Annotated in this window: 18 protein-coding genes, 2 tRNA genes and 1 pseudogene; 9 read left to right on the top strand and 12 right to left on the bottom strand. The window is 68.7% G+C overall.

Translation table 11 applies throughout. The annotated features are described in order from the left end of the window. Nucleotides 1-12 precede the first annotated feature (12 nt). Complete coding sequence (locus B0B14_RS06070) at nucleotides 13-933, top strand: acyl-CoA thioesterase (RefSeq protein WP_256714279.1); 921 nt, start codon at nucleotides 13-15, stop codon at nucleotides 931-933. 12 nt (nucleotides 934-945) lie between these two features. Here B0B14_RS06070 and B0B14_RS06065 read toward each other — a convergent pair whose 3' ends face one another. From B0B14_RS06065 to B0B14_RS06050, 4 genes are all read right to left on the bottom strand, one after another. Continuing rightward, nucleotides 946-1,452, bottom strand: a complete 507-nt coding sequence (locus tag B0B14_RS06065; RefSeq protein ID WP_076680559.1) for an acyl-CoA thioesterase — start codon at nucleotides 1,450-1,452, stop codon at nucleotides 946-948. Continuing rightward, a complete protein-coding gene (gene ettA / locus B0B14_RS06060) occupies nucleotides 1,445-3,124 on the bottom strand; it encodes an energy-dependent translational throttle protein EttA (RefSeq protein ID WP_076680558.1) in 1,680 nt (559 codons plus the stop codon). The genes B0B14_RS06065 and ettA overlap by 8 nt, the downstream gene beginning before the upstream one ends. A gap of 127 nt (nucleotides 3,125-3,251) precedes the next feature. After that, entirely contained in the window at nucleotides 3,252-3,758 is a 507-nt protein-coding gene (locus B0B14_RS16335; RefSeq protein ID WP_076680557.1) for a DUF6993 domain-containing protein, read from the bottom strand. Nucleotides 3,759-3,808: 50 nt separating this feature from the next. Continuing rightward, entirely contained in the window at nucleotides 3,809-4,357 is a 549-nt protein-coding gene (locus B0B14_RS06050) for a single-stranded DNA-binding protein (protein ID WP_076680556.1), read from the bottom strand. Nucleotides 4,358-4,602: 245 nt separating this feature from the next. On the opposite strand from B0B14_RS06050, the gene B0B14_RS06045 reads away from it, so the two are divergent. After that, nucleotides 4,603-4,863 (top strand): hypothetical protein, encoded by a 261-nt coding sequence (locus B0B14_RS06045; protein ID WP_076680555.1) that lies wholly within the window; start codon nucleotides 4,603-4,605, stop codon nucleotides 4,861-4,863. Nucleotides 4,864-4,875: 12 nt separating this feature from the next. Here the strand turns inward: B0B14_RS06045 and B0B14_RS06040 are convergent, their stop codons facing one another. Beyond that, nucleotides 4,876-6,300, bottom strand: coding sequence for a MocR-like transcription factor YczR (locus B0B14_RS06040; RefSeq protein ID WP_076680554.1), 1,425 nt, complete (start codon nucleotides 6,298-6,300; stop codon nucleotides 4,876-4,878). A 61-nt stretch (nucleotides 6,301-6,361) separates the two neighbouring features. Between B0B14_RS06040 and B0B14_RS06035 the strand changes: the two are divergent. Beyond that, nucleotides 6,362-6,935 (top strand): annotated as a pseudogene (locus B0B14_RS06035) (YitT family protein); the annotation flags it as partial. A 256-nt stretch (nucleotides 6,936-7,191) separates the two neighbouring features. Here the strand turns inward: B0B14_RS06035 and B0B14_RS06030 are convergent. Continuing rightward, nucleotides 7,192-7,401: a methyltransferase gene (locus tag B0B14_RS06030; RefSeq protein WP_076680553.1), complete on the bottom strand. Its 210-nt coding sequence runs from the start codon at nucleotides 7,399-7,401 to the stop codon at nucleotides 7,192-7,194. A 214-nt stretch (nucleotides 7,402-7,615) separates the two neighbouring features. Between B0B14_RS06030 and B0B14_RS06025 the strand changes: the two genes are divergently transcribed. The 6 genes from B0B14_RS06025 (at nucleotide 7,616) to B0B14_RS06000 (ending at nucleotide 9,657) form a co-directional block, all read left to right on the top strand. Continuing rightward, nucleotides 7,616-7,688: transfer RNA gene (locus B0B14_RS06025), tRNA-Arg, on the top strand. 63 nt (nucleotides 7,689-7,751) lie between these two features. Next, nucleotides 7,752-8,378 carry an oligoribonuclease gene (gene orn / locus B0B14_RS06020; protein WP_076680552.1) on the top strand — a complete coding sequence of 209 codons (627 nt, stop codon included), beginning with the start codon at nucleotides 7,752-7,754 and terminating at the stop codon, nucleotides 8,376-8,378. A 37-nt stretch (nucleotides 8,379-8,415) separates the two neighbouring features. Then, nucleotides 8,416-8,491 (top strand) — tRNA-His (locus B0B14_RS06015). A gap of 31 nt (nucleotides 8,492-8,522) precedes the next feature. Next, nucleotides 8,523-8,873, top strand: coding sequence for a metallopeptidase family protein (locus B0B14_RS06010; protein ID WP_076680551.1), 351 nt, complete (start codon nucleotides 8,523-8,525; stop codon nucleotides 8,871-8,873). Then, nucleotides 8,870-9,172 carry an ATP-dependent Clp protease adapter ClpS gene (gene clpS / locus B0B14_RS06005; protein ID WP_179085273.1) on the top strand — a complete coding sequence of 101 codons (303 nt, stop codon included), beginning with the start codon at nucleotides 8,870-8,872 and terminating at the stop codon, nucleotides 9,170-9,172. Before B0B14_RS06010 ends, clpS begins: the two co-directional genes overlap by 4 nt. Beyond that, complete coding sequence (locus B0B14_RS06000; protein ID WP_076680549.1) at nucleotides 9,169-9,657, top strand: DUF2017 family protein; 489 nt, start codon at nucleotides 9,169-9,171, stop codon at nucleotides 9,655-9,657. The genes clpS and B0B14_RS06000 overlap by 4 nt, the downstream gene beginning before the upstream one ends. 6 nt (nucleotides 9,658-9,663) lie before the next feature. Here the strand turns inward: B0B14_RS06000 and B0B14_RS05995 are convergent, their stop codons facing one another. Genes B0B14_RS05995 through gatC form a run of 6 tightly spaced genes read right to left on the bottom strand, consistent with a single transcriptional unit; the run spans nucleotide 9,664 to nucleotide 15,251 of the window. After that, complete coding sequence (locus tag B0B14_RS05995; protein ID WP_076680548.1) at nucleotides 9,664-10,254, bottom strand: nucleoside/nucleotide kinase family protein; 591 nt, start codon at nucleotides 10,252-10,254, stop codon at nucleotides 9,664-9,666. Next, nucleotides 10,229-10,549 (bottom strand): hypothetical protein, encoded by a 321-nt coding sequence (locus B0B14_RS16755; protein WP_076680547.1) that lies wholly within the window; start codon nucleotides 10,547-10,549, stop codon nucleotides 10,229-10,231. The genes B0B14_RS05995 and B0B14_RS16755 overlap by 26 nt, the downstream gene beginning before the upstream one ends. Before the next feature lie 39 nt (nucleotides 10,550-10,588). Then, a complete protein-coding gene (dinB, locus tag B0B14_RS05985; RefSeq protein WP_076680546.1) occupies nucleotides 10,589-11,851 on the bottom strand; it encodes a DNA polymerase IV in 1,263 nt (420 codons plus the stop codon). A gap of 48 nt (nucleotides 11,852-11,899) precedes the next feature. Then, nucleotides 11,900-13,432: an Asp-tRNA(Asn)/Glu-tRNA(Gln) amidotransferase subunit GatB gene (gatB, locus tag B0B14_RS05980; RefSeq protein ID WP_076680545.1), complete on the bottom strand. Its 1,533-nt coding sequence runs from the start codon at nucleotides 13,430-13,432 to the stop codon at nucleotides 11,900-11,902. Continuing rightward, on the bottom strand, nucleotides 13,432-14,955 hold the full coding sequence (gene gatA, locus B0B14_RS05975) for an Asp-tRNA(Asn)/Glu-tRNA(Gln) amidotransferase subunit GatA (protein WP_076680544.1): 1,524 nt from the start codon (nucleotides 14,953-14,955) through the stop codon (nucleotides 13,432-13,434). Before gatA ends, gatB begins: the two co-directional genes overlap by 1 nt. Further along, on the bottom strand, nucleotides 14,952-15,251 hold the full coding sequence (gatC, locus tag B0B14_RS05970) for an Asp-tRNA(Asn)/Glu-tRNA(Gln) amidotransferase subunit GatC (protein WP_076680543.1): 300 nt from the start codon (nucleotides 15,249-15,251) through the stop codon (nucleotides 14,952-14,954). Before gatC ends, gatA begins: the two co-directional genes overlap by 4 nt. Nucleotides 15,252-15,270: the final 19 nt, after the last annotated feature.

Below are 15,270 nucleotides of genomic sequence, written 5' to 3'. Positions count from 1 at the left end.
TGAGGAGACCCGGTGACCGACGACGCGAGCGGCGAATACGACCCCATCGCCGCCCTGCTGGCGGTTCTCGACCTCGCCGACAACGACGCGCGCACGACCGAGGACATCTTCACGGGCGTGTCGCAGTCGATGCCGCTCGGACGCGTCTACGGCGGCCAGGTGCTGGCCCAGTCCATCGTTGCCGCTTCTCGCACGCTCCCCGAGGGTCGCTCCGTCCACTCGATGCACGGCTACTTCCTCCGGCCGGGCGATTCGTCAACGGGACTCACCTTCTCGGTCGACCGCATCCACGACGGCCGCTCGTTCTCGACCCGGCGGACCCAGGCCTTCCAGGAGGGCGTGCCGATCTTCTCGATGATCGCGTCGTTCCAGGACGAAGACCCGGGGATGGAGCATCAGACGCCCATGCCGGCCGACATCCCCGGTCCCGAGGACCTCTCGGACGATGAGGACCACCTCAGCGGTCTGCACCCGATGTCGAAGCGCCTGTTCGCCGAGCGACCGGTCGATGTGCGCCACGTCACCAAGCCGATCTACCTCACGGTCGAGGGCGAGCACGTGCCGCATCAGGCGGTCTGGATGCGCACCCGTCGCCGGCTGCCCGACGATCCCCTCACGCACCGCGCCGCCCTGGCGTACCTCAGCGACCTGACGATCCAGGAGTCCGTCCTGCGCGCGCACGGCGTGCCGTGGGCGACGCCGGGACTCAAGGTCGCGAGCCTCGACCACGCCATGTGGTGGCATCGACCGGGCCGGGTGGATGACTGGATGCTCTACGTGCAGGAATCGCCGAACGCTCTCGGCGGTCGCGGTCTGGCTACGGGGCGCATCTACTCGCGCGAGGGCGCGCTTCTCGCGACCGTCGCGCAGGAGATCATGGTGCGGGTGCCCGACCCGGTGTCGGCGGACCGACCGGACGAGGCGAGGGGCTGACCCGCCGACGCCTCAGCGCCGGTGGCCGTAGACGATCGGATCGCCGATGTACGGCTCCCACACGGCCCGCTCCTCGGAGCTCAGCCGGAGCGGACGACCCGTGCGCGCATCCACCTTCACGATGATGGTCGTCGCACGCGCGTAGACGGTCTGCCCGCCCGCGGCCGCGGCGGTTTCGAGCGGACTGCAGACCTCGTAGCAGACCTCGACGCTGGAGCCCCCGAGCGAGCCGAACCACAGCTGCACGTCGAGCGGATGCCGCTGGTACGGCACGGGAGCGAGGTACTCGATCTCCTGGCGGGCGATGAGCGTGAGCACGCCGCTCTCGATGCTGGCATCGAGGACCGCCGTCGCCGGCGCCGTCTCGCCCTCCTGCGGCTCCCAGAACACGCGCACGCGCGCCTCTTCGAGGAGCTTCAGCATCGAGGTGTTGTTGACGTGGTTGTACGCATCGAGATCGCCCCAGCGGAGCGGAATCGGCACGTGCAGGCGTCGGTCGTGCGGGGTCTCGTCAGTCACGTGTGAGCTTGCGGTACGTCGAGCGGTGCGGCTTCGCCGCATCCGCACCGAGGCGGACGATCTTGTTCTCCTCGTAGGCCTCGAAGTTGCCCTCGAACCAGTGCCAGTGGTCGGGGTTCTCGTCGGTGCCTTCGTACGCCAGGATGTGGGTCGCGATGCGGTCGAGGAACCACCGGTCGTGCGTGATGACCACGGCGCAGCCCGGGAACTCGAGCAGCGCGTTCTCGAGCGACTGCAGGGTCTCGACGTCGAGATCGTTCGTGGGCTCGTCGAGGAGCAGCAGGTTGCCGCCCTCCTTCAGCGTCAGGGCGAGGTTGAGGCGGTTCCGCTCACCGCCGGACAGCACTCCCGCCTTCTTCTGCTGGTCCGGCCCCTTGAAGCCGAACTTCGAGACATAGGCGCGGGACGGGATCTCGACCTTCCCCACCGTGATGATGTCGAGCCCGTCGGACACCACTTCCCACAGAGTCTTGTTTGGGTCGATGTTCGCGCGCGACTGATCGACGTAGCTGATCTTGACCGTCTCGCCGATCTTGAGATCGCCGCCGTCGAGCGGCTCGAGACCGACGATCGTCTTGAACAGCGTCGTCTTTCCGACACCGTTGGGGCCGATGACCCCGACGATCCCGTTCGGCGGAAGGCTGAAGGTGAGGCCGTCGATCAACGAACGACCGTCGAACCCCTTCTGCAGCTTCTTGGCCTCGATCACGATGCCGCCCAGGCGCGGGCCCGGCGGAATCTGGATCTCCTCGAAGTCGAGCTTGCGCGTGCGATCCGCCTCGGAGGCCATCTCCTCGTAGCGAGCAAGACGGGCCTTCGACTTGGCCTGGCGACCCTTCTGGTTGGACCGCACCCAGTCCAGCTCCTCGGCGAGACGCTTCGCGAGCTTGGCGTCCTTCTTGCCCTGGACCGCGAGGCGCTCGGCCTTCTTCTCGAGGTAGGTCGAGTAGTTGCCCTCATAGGGGATGAGCCGTCCGCGGTCGACCTCGGCGATCCATTCCGCGACGTTGTCGAGGAAGTACCGGTCGTGGGTGATCGCGATGACGGCACCGGTGTACTTCTGCAGATGCTGCTCGAGCCACAGAACGCTCTCCGCGTCGAGGTGGTTGGTCGGCTCGTCGAGGAGGAGCAGGTCGGGCTTCTGGAGAAGGAGCTTGGCGAGGGCGACGCGGCGACGCTCACCACCGGACAGGTTGGAGACGGCAGCGTCGGCCGGCGGGGTGCGGAGGGCGTCCATGGCCTGCTCGAGCTGTGAGTCGAGGTCCCACGCATCGGCGGCGTCGATCTCCTCCTGAAGCACGCCCATCTCGGCCAGGAGGGCGTCGAAGTCGGCATCGGGCTCGGCCATCAGGGCGGAGATCTCGTTGAAGCGATCCAGCTTTGCCTTGATCGCGACACCGTCCTGGATGTTCTCCAGAACGGTCTTCGAGTCGTCCAGCTCGGGCTCCTGCATCAGGATGCCGACCGTGAAGCCCGGCGAGAGCTTCGCCTCGCCGTTGGAGGGCACGTCGAGACCCGCCATGATCTTGATGATCGTCGACTTGCCCGCCCCGTTGGGACCGACCATGCCGATCTTCGCGCCGGGCAGGAACGACATCGTGACGTCGTCGAGGATCAGCTTCTCGCCCACGGCTTTGCGCGCGCGGACCATGGAATAGATGTATTCGGCCACTGTTCTGAACCACTCCTCGGTGTCGAAACCCAACGGCCAAGCCTACCCACCGCGGGCCAGGCGTTCGCGCGTCCTTCCTTCGCCGCGCCCGCCGGACGACGTCGGAGCGTCGGGACGGAGCCGGCGGTCACCAGTCGATGGGCCGCGTCTGCCCGATGAGGCACAGGTCGGGCTCCAGCACGGCGGCCGTGGTCGTGAACGGCGCGCCGGTGGCGGGACCGACCTGTCCGATGAGGCACTCGTCGCCCCACCGCACGGAGAACTGGATGCTCTCGGCCGGATTGCCGACCGTCGACAGGTCTTGAGTGACCTGCATCGCGCTCTTGTCGAACCCCGCTGCGGTCAGAGCATCGACGTACGCCCGGCCCTGCGCCTGCTCGGGCGTCGCCCACACGGCCTCCACGATGCTCGTGAAGAACGGCAGGTTCTCTTCAGCGGTGCCCTCGGGCATCAGAGCCGGGCCCGATGCCGTGGTGGTCGACGACGCGGACGGCTCGGGCGACGTTGCGGTCGTCGGCGAAGTCGAGGTCTCGGGGGCAGTGCCTGTGCACGCTGCGAGGGTCAGCGCGAGAGCGGCGAGTCCTCCGACGACGACGGATCGCGCGGACGGCGACAGCTCGGGACGACGACTCACGGGTCGAGTCTATTGCCGACGCCCCGAGCGGACGCCGAGAGCGCGCGCCGTCAGTAGGGGGTGTCCGCTCCGACGAGGACCAGCGGCCGGTGCGCCTCGTCGCTATCGGCCACGTCATCGCCGCCATCGTCCTGCCCGCCGTCGGGAGCTTCCCATGGCGACGGACCCCCCTCGGCGGTGTTCCACGCGGGTGCAGGAGTCTCCCCGGCGGACCAGGACTCAGCCGCCTGGGTGCGCACGGGCCCCGTGTGCTTCTCGAACGTCGTCGTCCCCCAGAGCAGGTCATGGCCGATCGCGTCCGCATCGATCTCGACGGCTGTGCCGCGGGCCGTTCCGTTGTCCCAGTTGCGCACCCTCAGCTTGCCCGTGAGCACGACCCGGTCTCCCTTGCGGAGCGATCGGAAGGCGTGCTGCGCGAGACTTCGGAACGCGGAGACGGAGTACCAGTTCGTGTGCGCCTCGACCCACTGGCCGGTGGCTCTGTCGAAGCGCCGTTGGCTGCTCGCCACGCGGAACGTCGTGACGGCGATGCCTGCCGCGGTCTGCCTGTGCTCGGGGTCGCCTGCGATGTTGCCGATGACCGTGATGGTGTCGCTCATTGCGCATCCTCTCTCTGTGTGTGCGGGAAGTCGCTCCCGTGGTTGCGTCGGTGCCCGCGTGCCCGGCGGGCACCGACGCGTTCTCAGAGTGCGGGCGGAAGCGCACGTGCTCTGCCCGCACGGATCGTGTGGTGGACATCGCGCGCGACGAGGCTTCTGGGGAGGAATCGCCGACGTGACCAGGGCAGACTCCGCATGGGCGATGTCGGAGGTCGCACATATCTTCGAATCAGAAGGGAGCAGTCATGACACTTCTCGCCGCCCACACGTCCACCACACCGCAGCTGCACCGCGCAGCACCTCTGCGCCTCGCCGGAGCCGGGCCTGCGCTCTGGCGCGTCGTCGATCCCGGCGGTCGGGTCATCGGCCATCTCCAGAGCGTCGCGCACGCTCAGGGTGTGCGCTACCGAGCGCGGCGCTTCCATGCCGCATCACGCACGTTCCGCGATCTCGGCGACTTCTGGTCGGCGGACGACGCCGTCGACTGCCTCAGATTCGCTCGCTGAGGCGCGTCGTGGTCACACCACCGCTTCGAAGGCGGAGACGAGGGAGACGGGCGCCCCGCTCCGCACCCGCGGCCATGCCTCCGCGAGCACGTCTACCGCGCGCACGAGATCGTCGGGGGGTGATGTGAAGGGCATGCGGAGGTGGCGTTCATGCCCCCCGTCCACCGCGAACCGGGGTCCGGCCGACAGGAGCACTCCACGCGATCGCGCTTCCATCACGAGGGCCGAGCTCAGTGGCGCGTCGAGCTCGATCCAGAGCGACACACCGCCGTGGACGTGCGGGACGCGCCATTCGGGCAGCCGGAGTGCGAGCGCGGACGCCGCCGCGTCGCGCCCCGAACGGAGCACGTGGGAGCGCTGTGCCGCGATCTCGTCGAATCGCGAGAAGAGCTGCGTCGCCACAGCCTGCTCGAACTCGGGGGTGCCGAGATCCTGCACCGATCGGGCCGCGATCAGCCGCCGCACGAGATCGGCCTCGGCCCGGATCCATCCGATGCGCAGGCCGCCCCACACCGTCTTGCCTAGCGAGCCGATCCGCACCATGCTGCGGGGATCCGCGTCCGCGAAGCCGCGGTCCACGCGTCCGCGATCGATGTCGAGATCGGCGGTCGTCTCGTCGAGCACGAGGATGGTCCCGGCGCGATCAGCCGCGCGCCGTATCGAGCTGCGCTCCTCGGGAGTCATTGATCTGCCCGTCGGGTTCTGGAAGTCGGGCATCAGGTACGCGACAACGGGGAGGGTGCGGGCGAACGCCTGCTCGGCACGATCCAGATCCCACCCGTCTGCCGTCGTTACCGGAACCCCCACCAGCCGCGCGCCGGCGCGCCGCAGAGCCTCCGCGGCGTGCGGATACGTGGGCGTCTCGATCAGCGCACGGTCCCCCCTGCCGAGGAGCACCGAGGCCAGCAGATGGATCGCGGACTGGGCGCCCGTCGTCACGAGGATCTCCGACGGCGACGTCGGGATCCCTCGGTCCTCGTAGTGCGCAGCGATCGCCTCGCGCAGTTCGCGCCTGCCCAGGATGTCGTATCCCGACCGCGACACCAGCGCGGCCGACGAGCCGGCGACATCGGCGATGACACCCGCCAGTCCCGGCCACGCAGGCGGACTGGCCTGCTGCAGGTCGATCGCACCATCGCCCTCCAGGACGCGACCCAGTTCGCGGCCCCGGAGGGGAAGGGTGACGCTCCCCGAACCGCGCAGGCTCGAGATGTGCTCGGTGTCGCGCAGGCTGCGGTACGCCGCGGCGACGGTGCTGCGACTCACGTGGAGAGCCGCGGCGAGCTCGCGCTCGGCGGGCAGAGCGGTCCGCGGCGCAAGCCGATTGTCGAGGCACAGCAGACGGATGCCGTCGGCCAGCGCTTCGTACGCCGGCTCCCGGGTACGCCAGCCACCCAGCGCCAGAGTGAGCGCGCGTGCGGAGATTCGCGAGTCCATCCAGCCAGAATACGCAGATTGGACCGGAACGACCTAGCCAATCATGCGATTGGATATCGACATGACTCGCCGCGTCCTTCAACTGCTGATCGGTCTCGTGCTCTACGGCACGGGGTGCGCGCTGACGATCGAGGCCGGACTCGGGGTCGATCCGTGGACCGTGCTCGCACAGGGTGTCTCGGTCCGCACCGGGATCGGCATCGGATGGGTGACCAATGTTCTCGGGTTCCTCGTGCTCCTGCTGTGGATCCCGCTGCACCAGCGACCGGGCGTCGGCACGATTGCGAACATCCTGCTCGTCGGCACCAGCCTGCAGGCCACGCTCACGGTGGTTCCCCCCGTCACCGGACCTTTCGCTCAGGTCGCCGTTCTTCTGAGTGGGATCCTCCTCGTGGCGATCGCCTCCGGACTCTACATCGGTGCGCGCTTCGGTCCTGGTCCGCGAGATGGGCTCATGACCGGCATGCACGCACGGCTCGGGTGGCCCATCTGGACGTGCCGTGCCCTCGTCGAGATCTCCGTGCTGATCATCGGCTGGATCCTGGGCGGCACCGTGGGGATCGGCACGGTGCTCTTCGCCGTGCTCATCGGTCCGCTCGTGCATGTCGCGCTCCCCCTCCTCGACACCCAGCGGGACGGGAAGCGCTCGACACGTCCGACCTCGGACGCGGATGCCCCGGAGGCTCACCCCGCTGACGCACGCCCCGCCGACCCGCGGCTCGCCGACGAACCCGACGCAACCGACGAGTGCGAAGAGTCCGCCAGATCCACACTCCGCCCCCCGCGCGCCGCGCGGCGACCGAGGGCTCGGGACTCGGCCGCGCCAGCATCCTGAGCGCTCCGCCGACAACGCGGGACGATCAGGTCATCCGCGCTTCGACTCGCCGTCGCTCAGTGCTCGCGGAACTCCGGCCAGTCGGTGCCCGGCTTGAGGTGCGAGAACAACGCGTTCTTCGCGATCTCCATGGACGGGTAGGCGCCGAGAGCGGCATCCGCCCCCGCCATCTTCACCGAATAGTCCTCGCCGTGCTTCTCGATCGTTCCGACGGCCCCGGACGGCCCGTACGCGACCCAGAGGCGGCGTGTCGTCGTGTTCGACATGGTGAGACTCCTTCCAGACTCCCCCGGTGACTCGTGTGCGACGTTACGCCCGCTCCGACGCATCCGCCAGGGCAGACGTCGTGGCTGCGTCCGGTCGCGGTCGACTACTCGGCGCTCCGTCGTGCACGACACGAGTGTCTGTGGCGCTTCCGCATTCCACGGGCGCATCCGCGCCGTGTCCGGCTCTCGTGGATCGATAGACTGGAACGACCTTCCCTCCGTAGCTCAGGGGACAGAGCAAGCGGTTTCTACCCGCTTGGTCGGGGGTTCGAATCCTCCCGGGGGGGCTGTGCGCGATGGATGCCACGACCACCGGCCGGGCCGTCGGACCCCGTCTATAGGATGAACTCATGGTGGGCGCTTCTGAGAACGACCGGCTCGTGTGGATCGACTGCGAGATGACGGGCCTCGACCTCGACGCCGACGAACTGGTCGAGATCGCGGTCGTCGTGACGGACTTCGAGCTGCGGCTCCTCGATCCGGGCTTCCAGGTCGTGATCAAGCCGGATGACTCCGCCCTCGAGCACATGAACGACTTCGTCCGGGAGATGCACACGGCCTCGGGACTCATCGAGGAGATCCCCCACGGCGTGAGCGCCGCCGAGGCCGAGTTCCTCGCTCTGGAGTACATCCAGCGCTTCGTGCCCCAGGAGGGCAAGGCTCCACTGGCGGGCAACACCATCGGCACCGACCGCATGTTCCTGGCCAAGTACATGCCGCGCATCGATCGCTGGCTGCACTACCGCAACGTCGACGTCTCCAGCGTCAAGGAGCTCTCGCGACGCTGGTATCCCCGCGCCTACATTCATGCGCCCGCCAAGGGAGGCGGCCACCGCGCCCTCGCCGACATCCTCGAGTCGATCCGCGAACTCGGCTACTACCGTCAAGCCGTGTTCGTGCCCCAGCCCGGTCCGACGAGCGATGGGGCACGCGCCGTCGCCGCCTCCGTCGTGTCGTCGTTCGGCCCCGTGGTGTGAGATAATCTTCTGGTTGCCCGCGCGAGCGGGAGACATGGTGGGTATAGCTCAGTTGGTAGAGCGCGGCCTTGTGGTGGCCGATGTCGCGGGTTCGAGCCCCGTTACTCACCCCAATACGAACGCCTCTCGCGGCGTGAGGACGACATGATCGAGATGGATGCCGAGGCCTTCGAAGCCCTGGTGATCGATGAACTCGATCGTCTGCCCGACGACATGGTCGATGGTCTCGACAACGTCATCTTCGTGGTCGAGGAGCTTTCGGAGGACGGCGGCATCGACCTGTTCGGTCTCTACGACGGATGGGCGCTCACCGAACGCGACCGGTACGGGGTGGGAGAGCTCCCCGACCGGATCATCGTCTACCGTGCTGCCCATCTGGCCGCGTGCGACACGGAGGAAGAGCTCCGCGATGAGGTGCACACGACACTCGTACACGAGATCGCGCACTTCTACGGCATCGACGACGAGCGGCTGCACGAATTGGGGTGGGCATGATGGCAGGCGTCGCCACTCCGCGGATCGACGAGGATGTCCGACTCGATGAGTCTCCTGCCCCCGATGCGACATGGCAGACGGTCGTCTGGGACGACCCGGTGAACCTCATGAGCTACGTGACCTATGTCTTCCGGCAGTACTTCTCGTTCCCTCGCGACGTCGCCGAGCGCCTCATGCTGATGGTGCACCACGAGGGCTCAGCCGTCGTGGCCGAGGGCGCCCGCGAGCAGATGGAGCTCCACGCGCAGGCGATGCACGACTACGGCCTCTGGGCCACCGTTCGAAAGGCACCTCAGTGACCGACCGCACCGTCGTCGTCGAACTCGCCCGCATCGAAGCCGCACACCTCGCCGGCCTCGTGACGCAGTTCTCCGAGCTCCTGGCCGACACCGAGGAGTCCGTACACGACCCCGCAGTCGCGCGGCTCGCTCCGGATGCCTATACCGATGACGCCGACGCAGCGACCGAGTTCCGCGAACTCACCCAGGACGACCTCCTCGACCGCCGGCGCGACGACGCGGCCGTCGTCATGGCGTCGCTCAGCGACGTCGCCGTGCTCGCGGACGACGCGACGCAGGATCAGCAGACGGAGGCCGTCACGGTTCTGCTCGATCCCGCCACTGTCCAATCGTGGCTGCGCACCCTCGCGGCGATCCGCCTCGTCATGGCCTCGCGTCTGGGCGTCGACACCCACGACGACCACGACGCGGACGATCCGCGCTTCGGCATCTACGACTGGCTCGGCTACCGCCTCGACGGCCTCGTCAGGGCGCTGGAGGACTGAGCAGCGCTACGGCACCGCGAGCACGTGCGTCGCGTGAGTCGCGGGCTCGTCACGAGTGAGGTGACGTTCCTCCTGCTCCGCCCAGCGGGTCCAGTGCGGGCGGTAGGTCTCGCCGTCGCGGTCGAGCGCGCGCCGTTTGCGCGACGCGGCCGGTGAGTCGAGCCAGACGCGCACATCGCTCAGGCGGGCCGTGACAGGCGTCAGAATGCCGGATCCTTCGATGACGAGCGGCAACGAAGGATCGACCGCGTGCGCCTCGGCGTACGCGGATGCCTCCCAATCCCACCGCTGCCACACGCCCACGAGGCCTCGGGCATGCGGATTGAGGATGAGCTCGCGTGCCGTCTCGACGCCGTCGGCGAGACCGTCCCAGCCGGGATAGATCGAATCGAGCCCCACGAGCTGGACGCGGCCTCTGAGTGGCCAGGCAGCCACGATCCGGGCAGCGAGGCTCGACTTGCCTGCACCGCTGCGACCGTCGATGAGGATGACGGGATTGGACGCGCCGACCGCCTTCACCGCCGTGAGAACGTGTGCCGTGGCGGCGTCGAGGGCGGCCGCCAGCGGATCGCTACTTCTTGAGGGCGCGGATGACACGGGACAGCGCGCGGCCGGCGACCCAGACGAAAGGGATGGCGACGGCGAGGAGCGACACGAGGTTCGGTTCGAAGCGGAGATCGTCGCCCTTGCGGATGTAGGCGCCGACCGGAATCGACCAGCCGCCGCCGCCGCCTCCGCCGTTGCCCGCTTCGTCGGAGCCGCCGCCGAAGCCGTGGCCGGCGAGGGCGACGGGGATGAGACGGATGCCGTCGACATCCTGCTGCTCACCGTAGACGGAGGTGACGCCGATCGAGGCGGACTGCTGGGCGAGTTCGAGCGCGAGATTGGCCATGAGTCCACGCTACCCGCCGTGGCGCACCCTGCCCAGCGGTCATTCCCGGTGGGAGGGTCGCGGATTCGAGGGGAGCGTTCCTCCGCCCCGGCTCGGGCCGAGCAGCGTCGCCCGGGTGACCGCGCCTTTGCCGAATCGCGCGGTGGCGTCGTCGAGCGCACCCTCGACGCGGCGCCACTCCTCGTCGTCGTCCCACAGCGACGGCGGAGCATCGCCCGCCGGGCGCAGCTTCTCGCCCCGCACCCCGACCAGTCGGATCGGAAGGTGTCGGTCGATCGACTCGAACAGATCGTGCGCAGCATCGCCGATGCGCTGGCTCACTCCGGTGGGTTCGGGGAGCGTCTGCGAGCGGGAGATGGTGGAGAAGTCGGAGAAGCGCACCTTGATCGCGATGGTCGAGGCCTCCCAGCCGTGTCTGCGCAGGCGTGCGCCGACACGGTCCGAGAGCCGTCGGAGTTCGCTGCGCAGGACCGCGACATCACTGATGTCGGTGTGGAAGGTCTCTTCGTGACCGATGCTCTTCTCGATGCGCTCGGTGTGCACTTCTCGGGCGTCGAGCCCTCGCGCGAGATGCCAGAGCCGCTCGCTCATCGCGGGACCCAGGACGCGATCGAGCACGGGCCGCGGTGTGTCGAGGATGTCGGCGACGCTGTGGATGCCGCGCCCTTCGAGGGATTCGGCCGTCTTCGGTCCCACGCCCCACAGCGCGCGCACCGGGCGGTCGCGCAGGAACGCGGCCGTGGCGGCCTCGGACACGATGAGGAGCCCATCCGGTTTGCTGATCGTGGACGCCATCTTCGCCACGTGCTTCGTGGCAGCCACACCGATCGAGCACGTGAGTCCGGTCTGCTCCAGCACGCGTTCCCGCAGCTGCACCGCGATCTGACCGGGGGTCCCCCAGAGCCGTCGCGCTCCGCGGACGTCGAGGAAGGCCTCGTCGATCGACAAGGGCTCGACCAGCGGCGTGTACTCGCGGAAGATCGCCATGACCTTCTCCGACTCCTCGATGTAGCGGTCGTACGAGGAGGTCACAATGATCGCCGTGGGGCACAGCCGCAGGGCCTGACTCACCGGCATCGCCGAGCGGACTCCGAACCTGCGTGCTTCGTACGATGCGCTGGAGACCACACCGCGTCCGTCGGCCGGACCGCCGACGATGATCGGCTTGCCCTTCAGCGACGGGTCATCGAGGATCGCCACCGCCGCGAAGAACGCGTCCATGTCGACGTGCAGGATTCCCGTCCCGGTGTCGTCGGCGCCGATCGCCGAGACGAGGCGTCCTGTGCCGTCACCGCGTCCCATGCATCCATTCTCGCGCGCACCGCCGACATGCGGCTGCGCGCCCCTCGACTACAGGGCGGCGGCGCGCTCGAGGACGAGCTCGCGCACGCGGGCGGCGTCCGCCTGACCCTTCATCGCCTTCATGACCGCCCCGATCACCGCGCCGGCGGCCTGGACCTTGCCGTCGCGGATCTTGGCGAGCACATCGGGCTGGGCCACGAGCGCGTCGTCGATGGCGGCGATGAGGGCGCCGTCGTCGGAGACGACCGCGAGTCCGCGGGCATCCACGATCTCCTGCGGCGTGCCCTCCCCCGCGATCATGCCCTCCAGCACCTGCCGCGCGAGCTTGTCGGTGAGGGTGCCGGAATCGACGAGCTTCTGAAGCTCTGCGACCGCGGTGGGCTCGACGAGCTCGGCCGGCTCTCGTCCTTCGGAGTTCGCGACGCGGGTGAGCTCGCCCGTCCACCACTTGCGCGCCGCGGCGGGTGCCGCACCGGCGGCGACGGTGGCCTCGACCTCGGCGAGCAGGCCGCCGTTCACGACGTCCTGGAACTCGAGGTCGGTGAAGCCCCAGTCCGCCTTGAGGCGACGCCGACGCTCGGCCGGAGGCTCGGGCAGCGCGGCACGGAGCTCCTCGATCAGCTCGATCGACGGCGCCACCGGGAGCAGGTCGGGCTCGGGGAAGTAGCGGTAGTCGTCGGCGTCGGACTTCGGCCGCCCGGGAGACGTCGTGCCGGAGTCTTCGTGCCAGTGGCGCGTCTCCTGCGTGATGCTGCCCCCGTCCGCGAGGATCGCGGCCTGGCGCTGGATCTCGTATCGGACGGCACGTTCCACCGACCGCATCGAGTTGACGTTCTTCGTCTCCGTGCGGGTGCCGAGCGGCGCCTTTGGCTGACCGTCGGCGGCACGCGGGCGCAGAGAGACGTTCGCGTCGCAGCGCAGGTTCCCGCGTTCGAGACGCGCCTCCGAGATGCCGAGCGCGATCACGATGTCACGGATGGCGGCGACGTAGGCCTTCGCGATCTCCGGCGCCCGATGCTCGGTGTCGTAGATCGGCTTCGTGACGATCTCGACGAGCGGCACACCTGCGCGGTTGTAGTCGACGAGCGAGTACTCGGCGCCCTGGATGCGACCGGTCGCCCCGCCCACGTGGGTGAGCTTGCCGGCATCCTCCTCCATGTGGGCGCGCTCGATCGGCACGGTGACCAGCGTGCCGTCGAAGAGCTCGATCTCGACCGAACCCTCGAACGCGATCGGCTCGTCGTACTGCGAGATCTGGTAGTTCTTGCCGAGGTCGGGGTAGAAGTAGTTCTTCCGCGCGAACCGGCTCGACGGCGCGATCGAGCAGCCGAGCGCGAGCCCGAGACTGATCGAGGAGCGCACCGCCGTCTCGTTCACGACCGGCAGCGAGCCCGGGAGCCCGAGGTCGACGGGGGCGACCAGCGTGTTCGGCGCTGCGCCGTGGTTGTCGGAGTGGGCGGGGTTGGCCGCGGAGGAGAACATCTTCGTCTTGGTGTTGAGCTCGACGTGCACCTCGAAGCCGAGGACGGGCTCGAACAGCTCGAGCGCCTTGTCGAAGTCCATGAGCTTTGCCTTGGCCATCAGCGGGCCCCTCCGTTCGCGCCGCGCACCGGCGCCCTGTCGAGCAGCGGACCGCCCCACGAGTCCACGAGCAGCGCTTCGAGCGCCGCACCGACCCGGTAGAGACGGGCGTCTTCACGCGCGGGAGCGAGGAACTGGATGCCGACAGGCAATCCGTCCTCCTCCGCGAGTCCCGACGGGATGGAGATCCCGGGCACTCCGGCGAGGTTCGCGGGGATCGTGGTGACGTCGTTCAGATACATCTGCAGCGGATCGTCGATCTTCTCGCCGAGGCGGAACGCCGTCGTCGGGGCAGAAGGAGTCGCGATGACGTCGACCTTCGCGAAGGCCGCGTCGAAGTCGCGCTGGATGAGGGTTCGCACCTTCTGCGCCGATCCGTAATAGGCGTCGTAGTAGCCGGCCGACAGCGCGTACGTGCCGAGGATGATGCGGCGCTTGACCTCGTCGCCGAATCCGGCATCCCGCGTCGCGGCCATGACGTCTTCGACCGTCGCCGACGCGTGCGGAGTGACGCGCATGCCGAAGCGCACCGAGTCGAACTTCGCGAGGTTGCTGGATGCCTCGGCCGGCAGGATCAGGTAATACGCGGCGACCCCGTACTCGAAGTGCGGAGCGCTGATCTCGACGATCTCGGCGCCCTGGGCCTCCATGGCGGCCAGCGCGGATCGGAACGACGCGGAGACCCCGGACTGGAAGCCCGAATCGGGCAGCTCGGCGATCACGCCGACCTTGAGGCCCTTCAGGACGTCGCCGCGGGCTCCGTCGCGCGCCGCCTCCGCGAACGACGGCCATGCATCGACGAGCGACGTCGAATCGTGCGGGTCGTGCCCTCCGATGACATCGTGGAGGAGACCCGCGTCGAGCACGGTGCGGGTCACCGGGCCGACCTGGTCGAGCGACGACGCGAGGGCGATCGCTCCGTACCGGCTCACCGCGCCATAGGTGGGCTTGAGCCCGACCGTGCCCGTGACGTGAGCGGGCTGACGGATCGAGCCGCCGGTGTCGGAGCCGAGGGCGAGCGGCGCCTCGAAAGCGGCGACGGCGGCGGCGGAGCCTCCGCCGGATCCGCCCGGGATCCGATCGAGGTCCCACGGGTTGTGGGTCGGACCGTACGCGGAGTGCTCGGTGGACGAGCCCATCGCGAACTCGTCCATGTTGGTCTTGCCGAGCGGGACGAGACCGGCGGCGCGCGAACGCGCGACGACCGTCGCATCGAACGGCGAGAGGTAGCCCTCGAGGATCCGCGAACCGCTCGTGGAGGGCATGTCGGTCGTGACCAGCACGTCCTTGATGGCCAGCGGCACTCCGGCGATCGGCCCGAGGCGCTCTCCGGCGGCGCGACGGCGGTCGATGTCGGCGGCCACCTCGAGCGCGTGATCGCTCACGTGCAGGAAGGCGTGGATGTCGCCGTCGACGGCCGCGATCCGGTCGAGGTGGGCCTGCGTCGCCTCGACACTGGACACCTCGCCCGAGCTCAGCTTGTCGGCGAGGTCGGCGGCGGTCAGACGAGTGAGGTCGCTCACTGCTCTTCTCCCAGGATCGCGGTGACGCGGAAGCGGCCGTCGGCGGCATCCGGAGCGTTCTGCAGCGCCTGCTCGAGCGTGAGCATGTCGCCCACCTCGTCGGCGCGGAAGACGTTCTGGAGAGGAATCGGGTGGCTGGTCGCCACGATGTCGGGAGTTGCCACCTCCGACACCTTCGCGATGTTGTCGACGATGGCGTCGAGCTGACCGGTGAGTCGCTCGACCTCCTCTTCGCTCAGCTGGATGCGGGCGAGAACGCCGAGATGGCGCACGAGATCCGGTGTGATTTCAGACACTCCGACAGTCTAGTTGGGG

The sequence above is a fragment of the Microbacterium sp. RU33B genome, assembly GCF_900155915.1.
In the GTDB taxonomy this organism is placed as follows: Bacteria; Actinomycetota; Actinomycetes; order Actinomycetales; family Microbacteriaceae; genus Microbacterium.
This window is presented reverse-complemented; position numbering and strand designations above follow the sequence as displayed.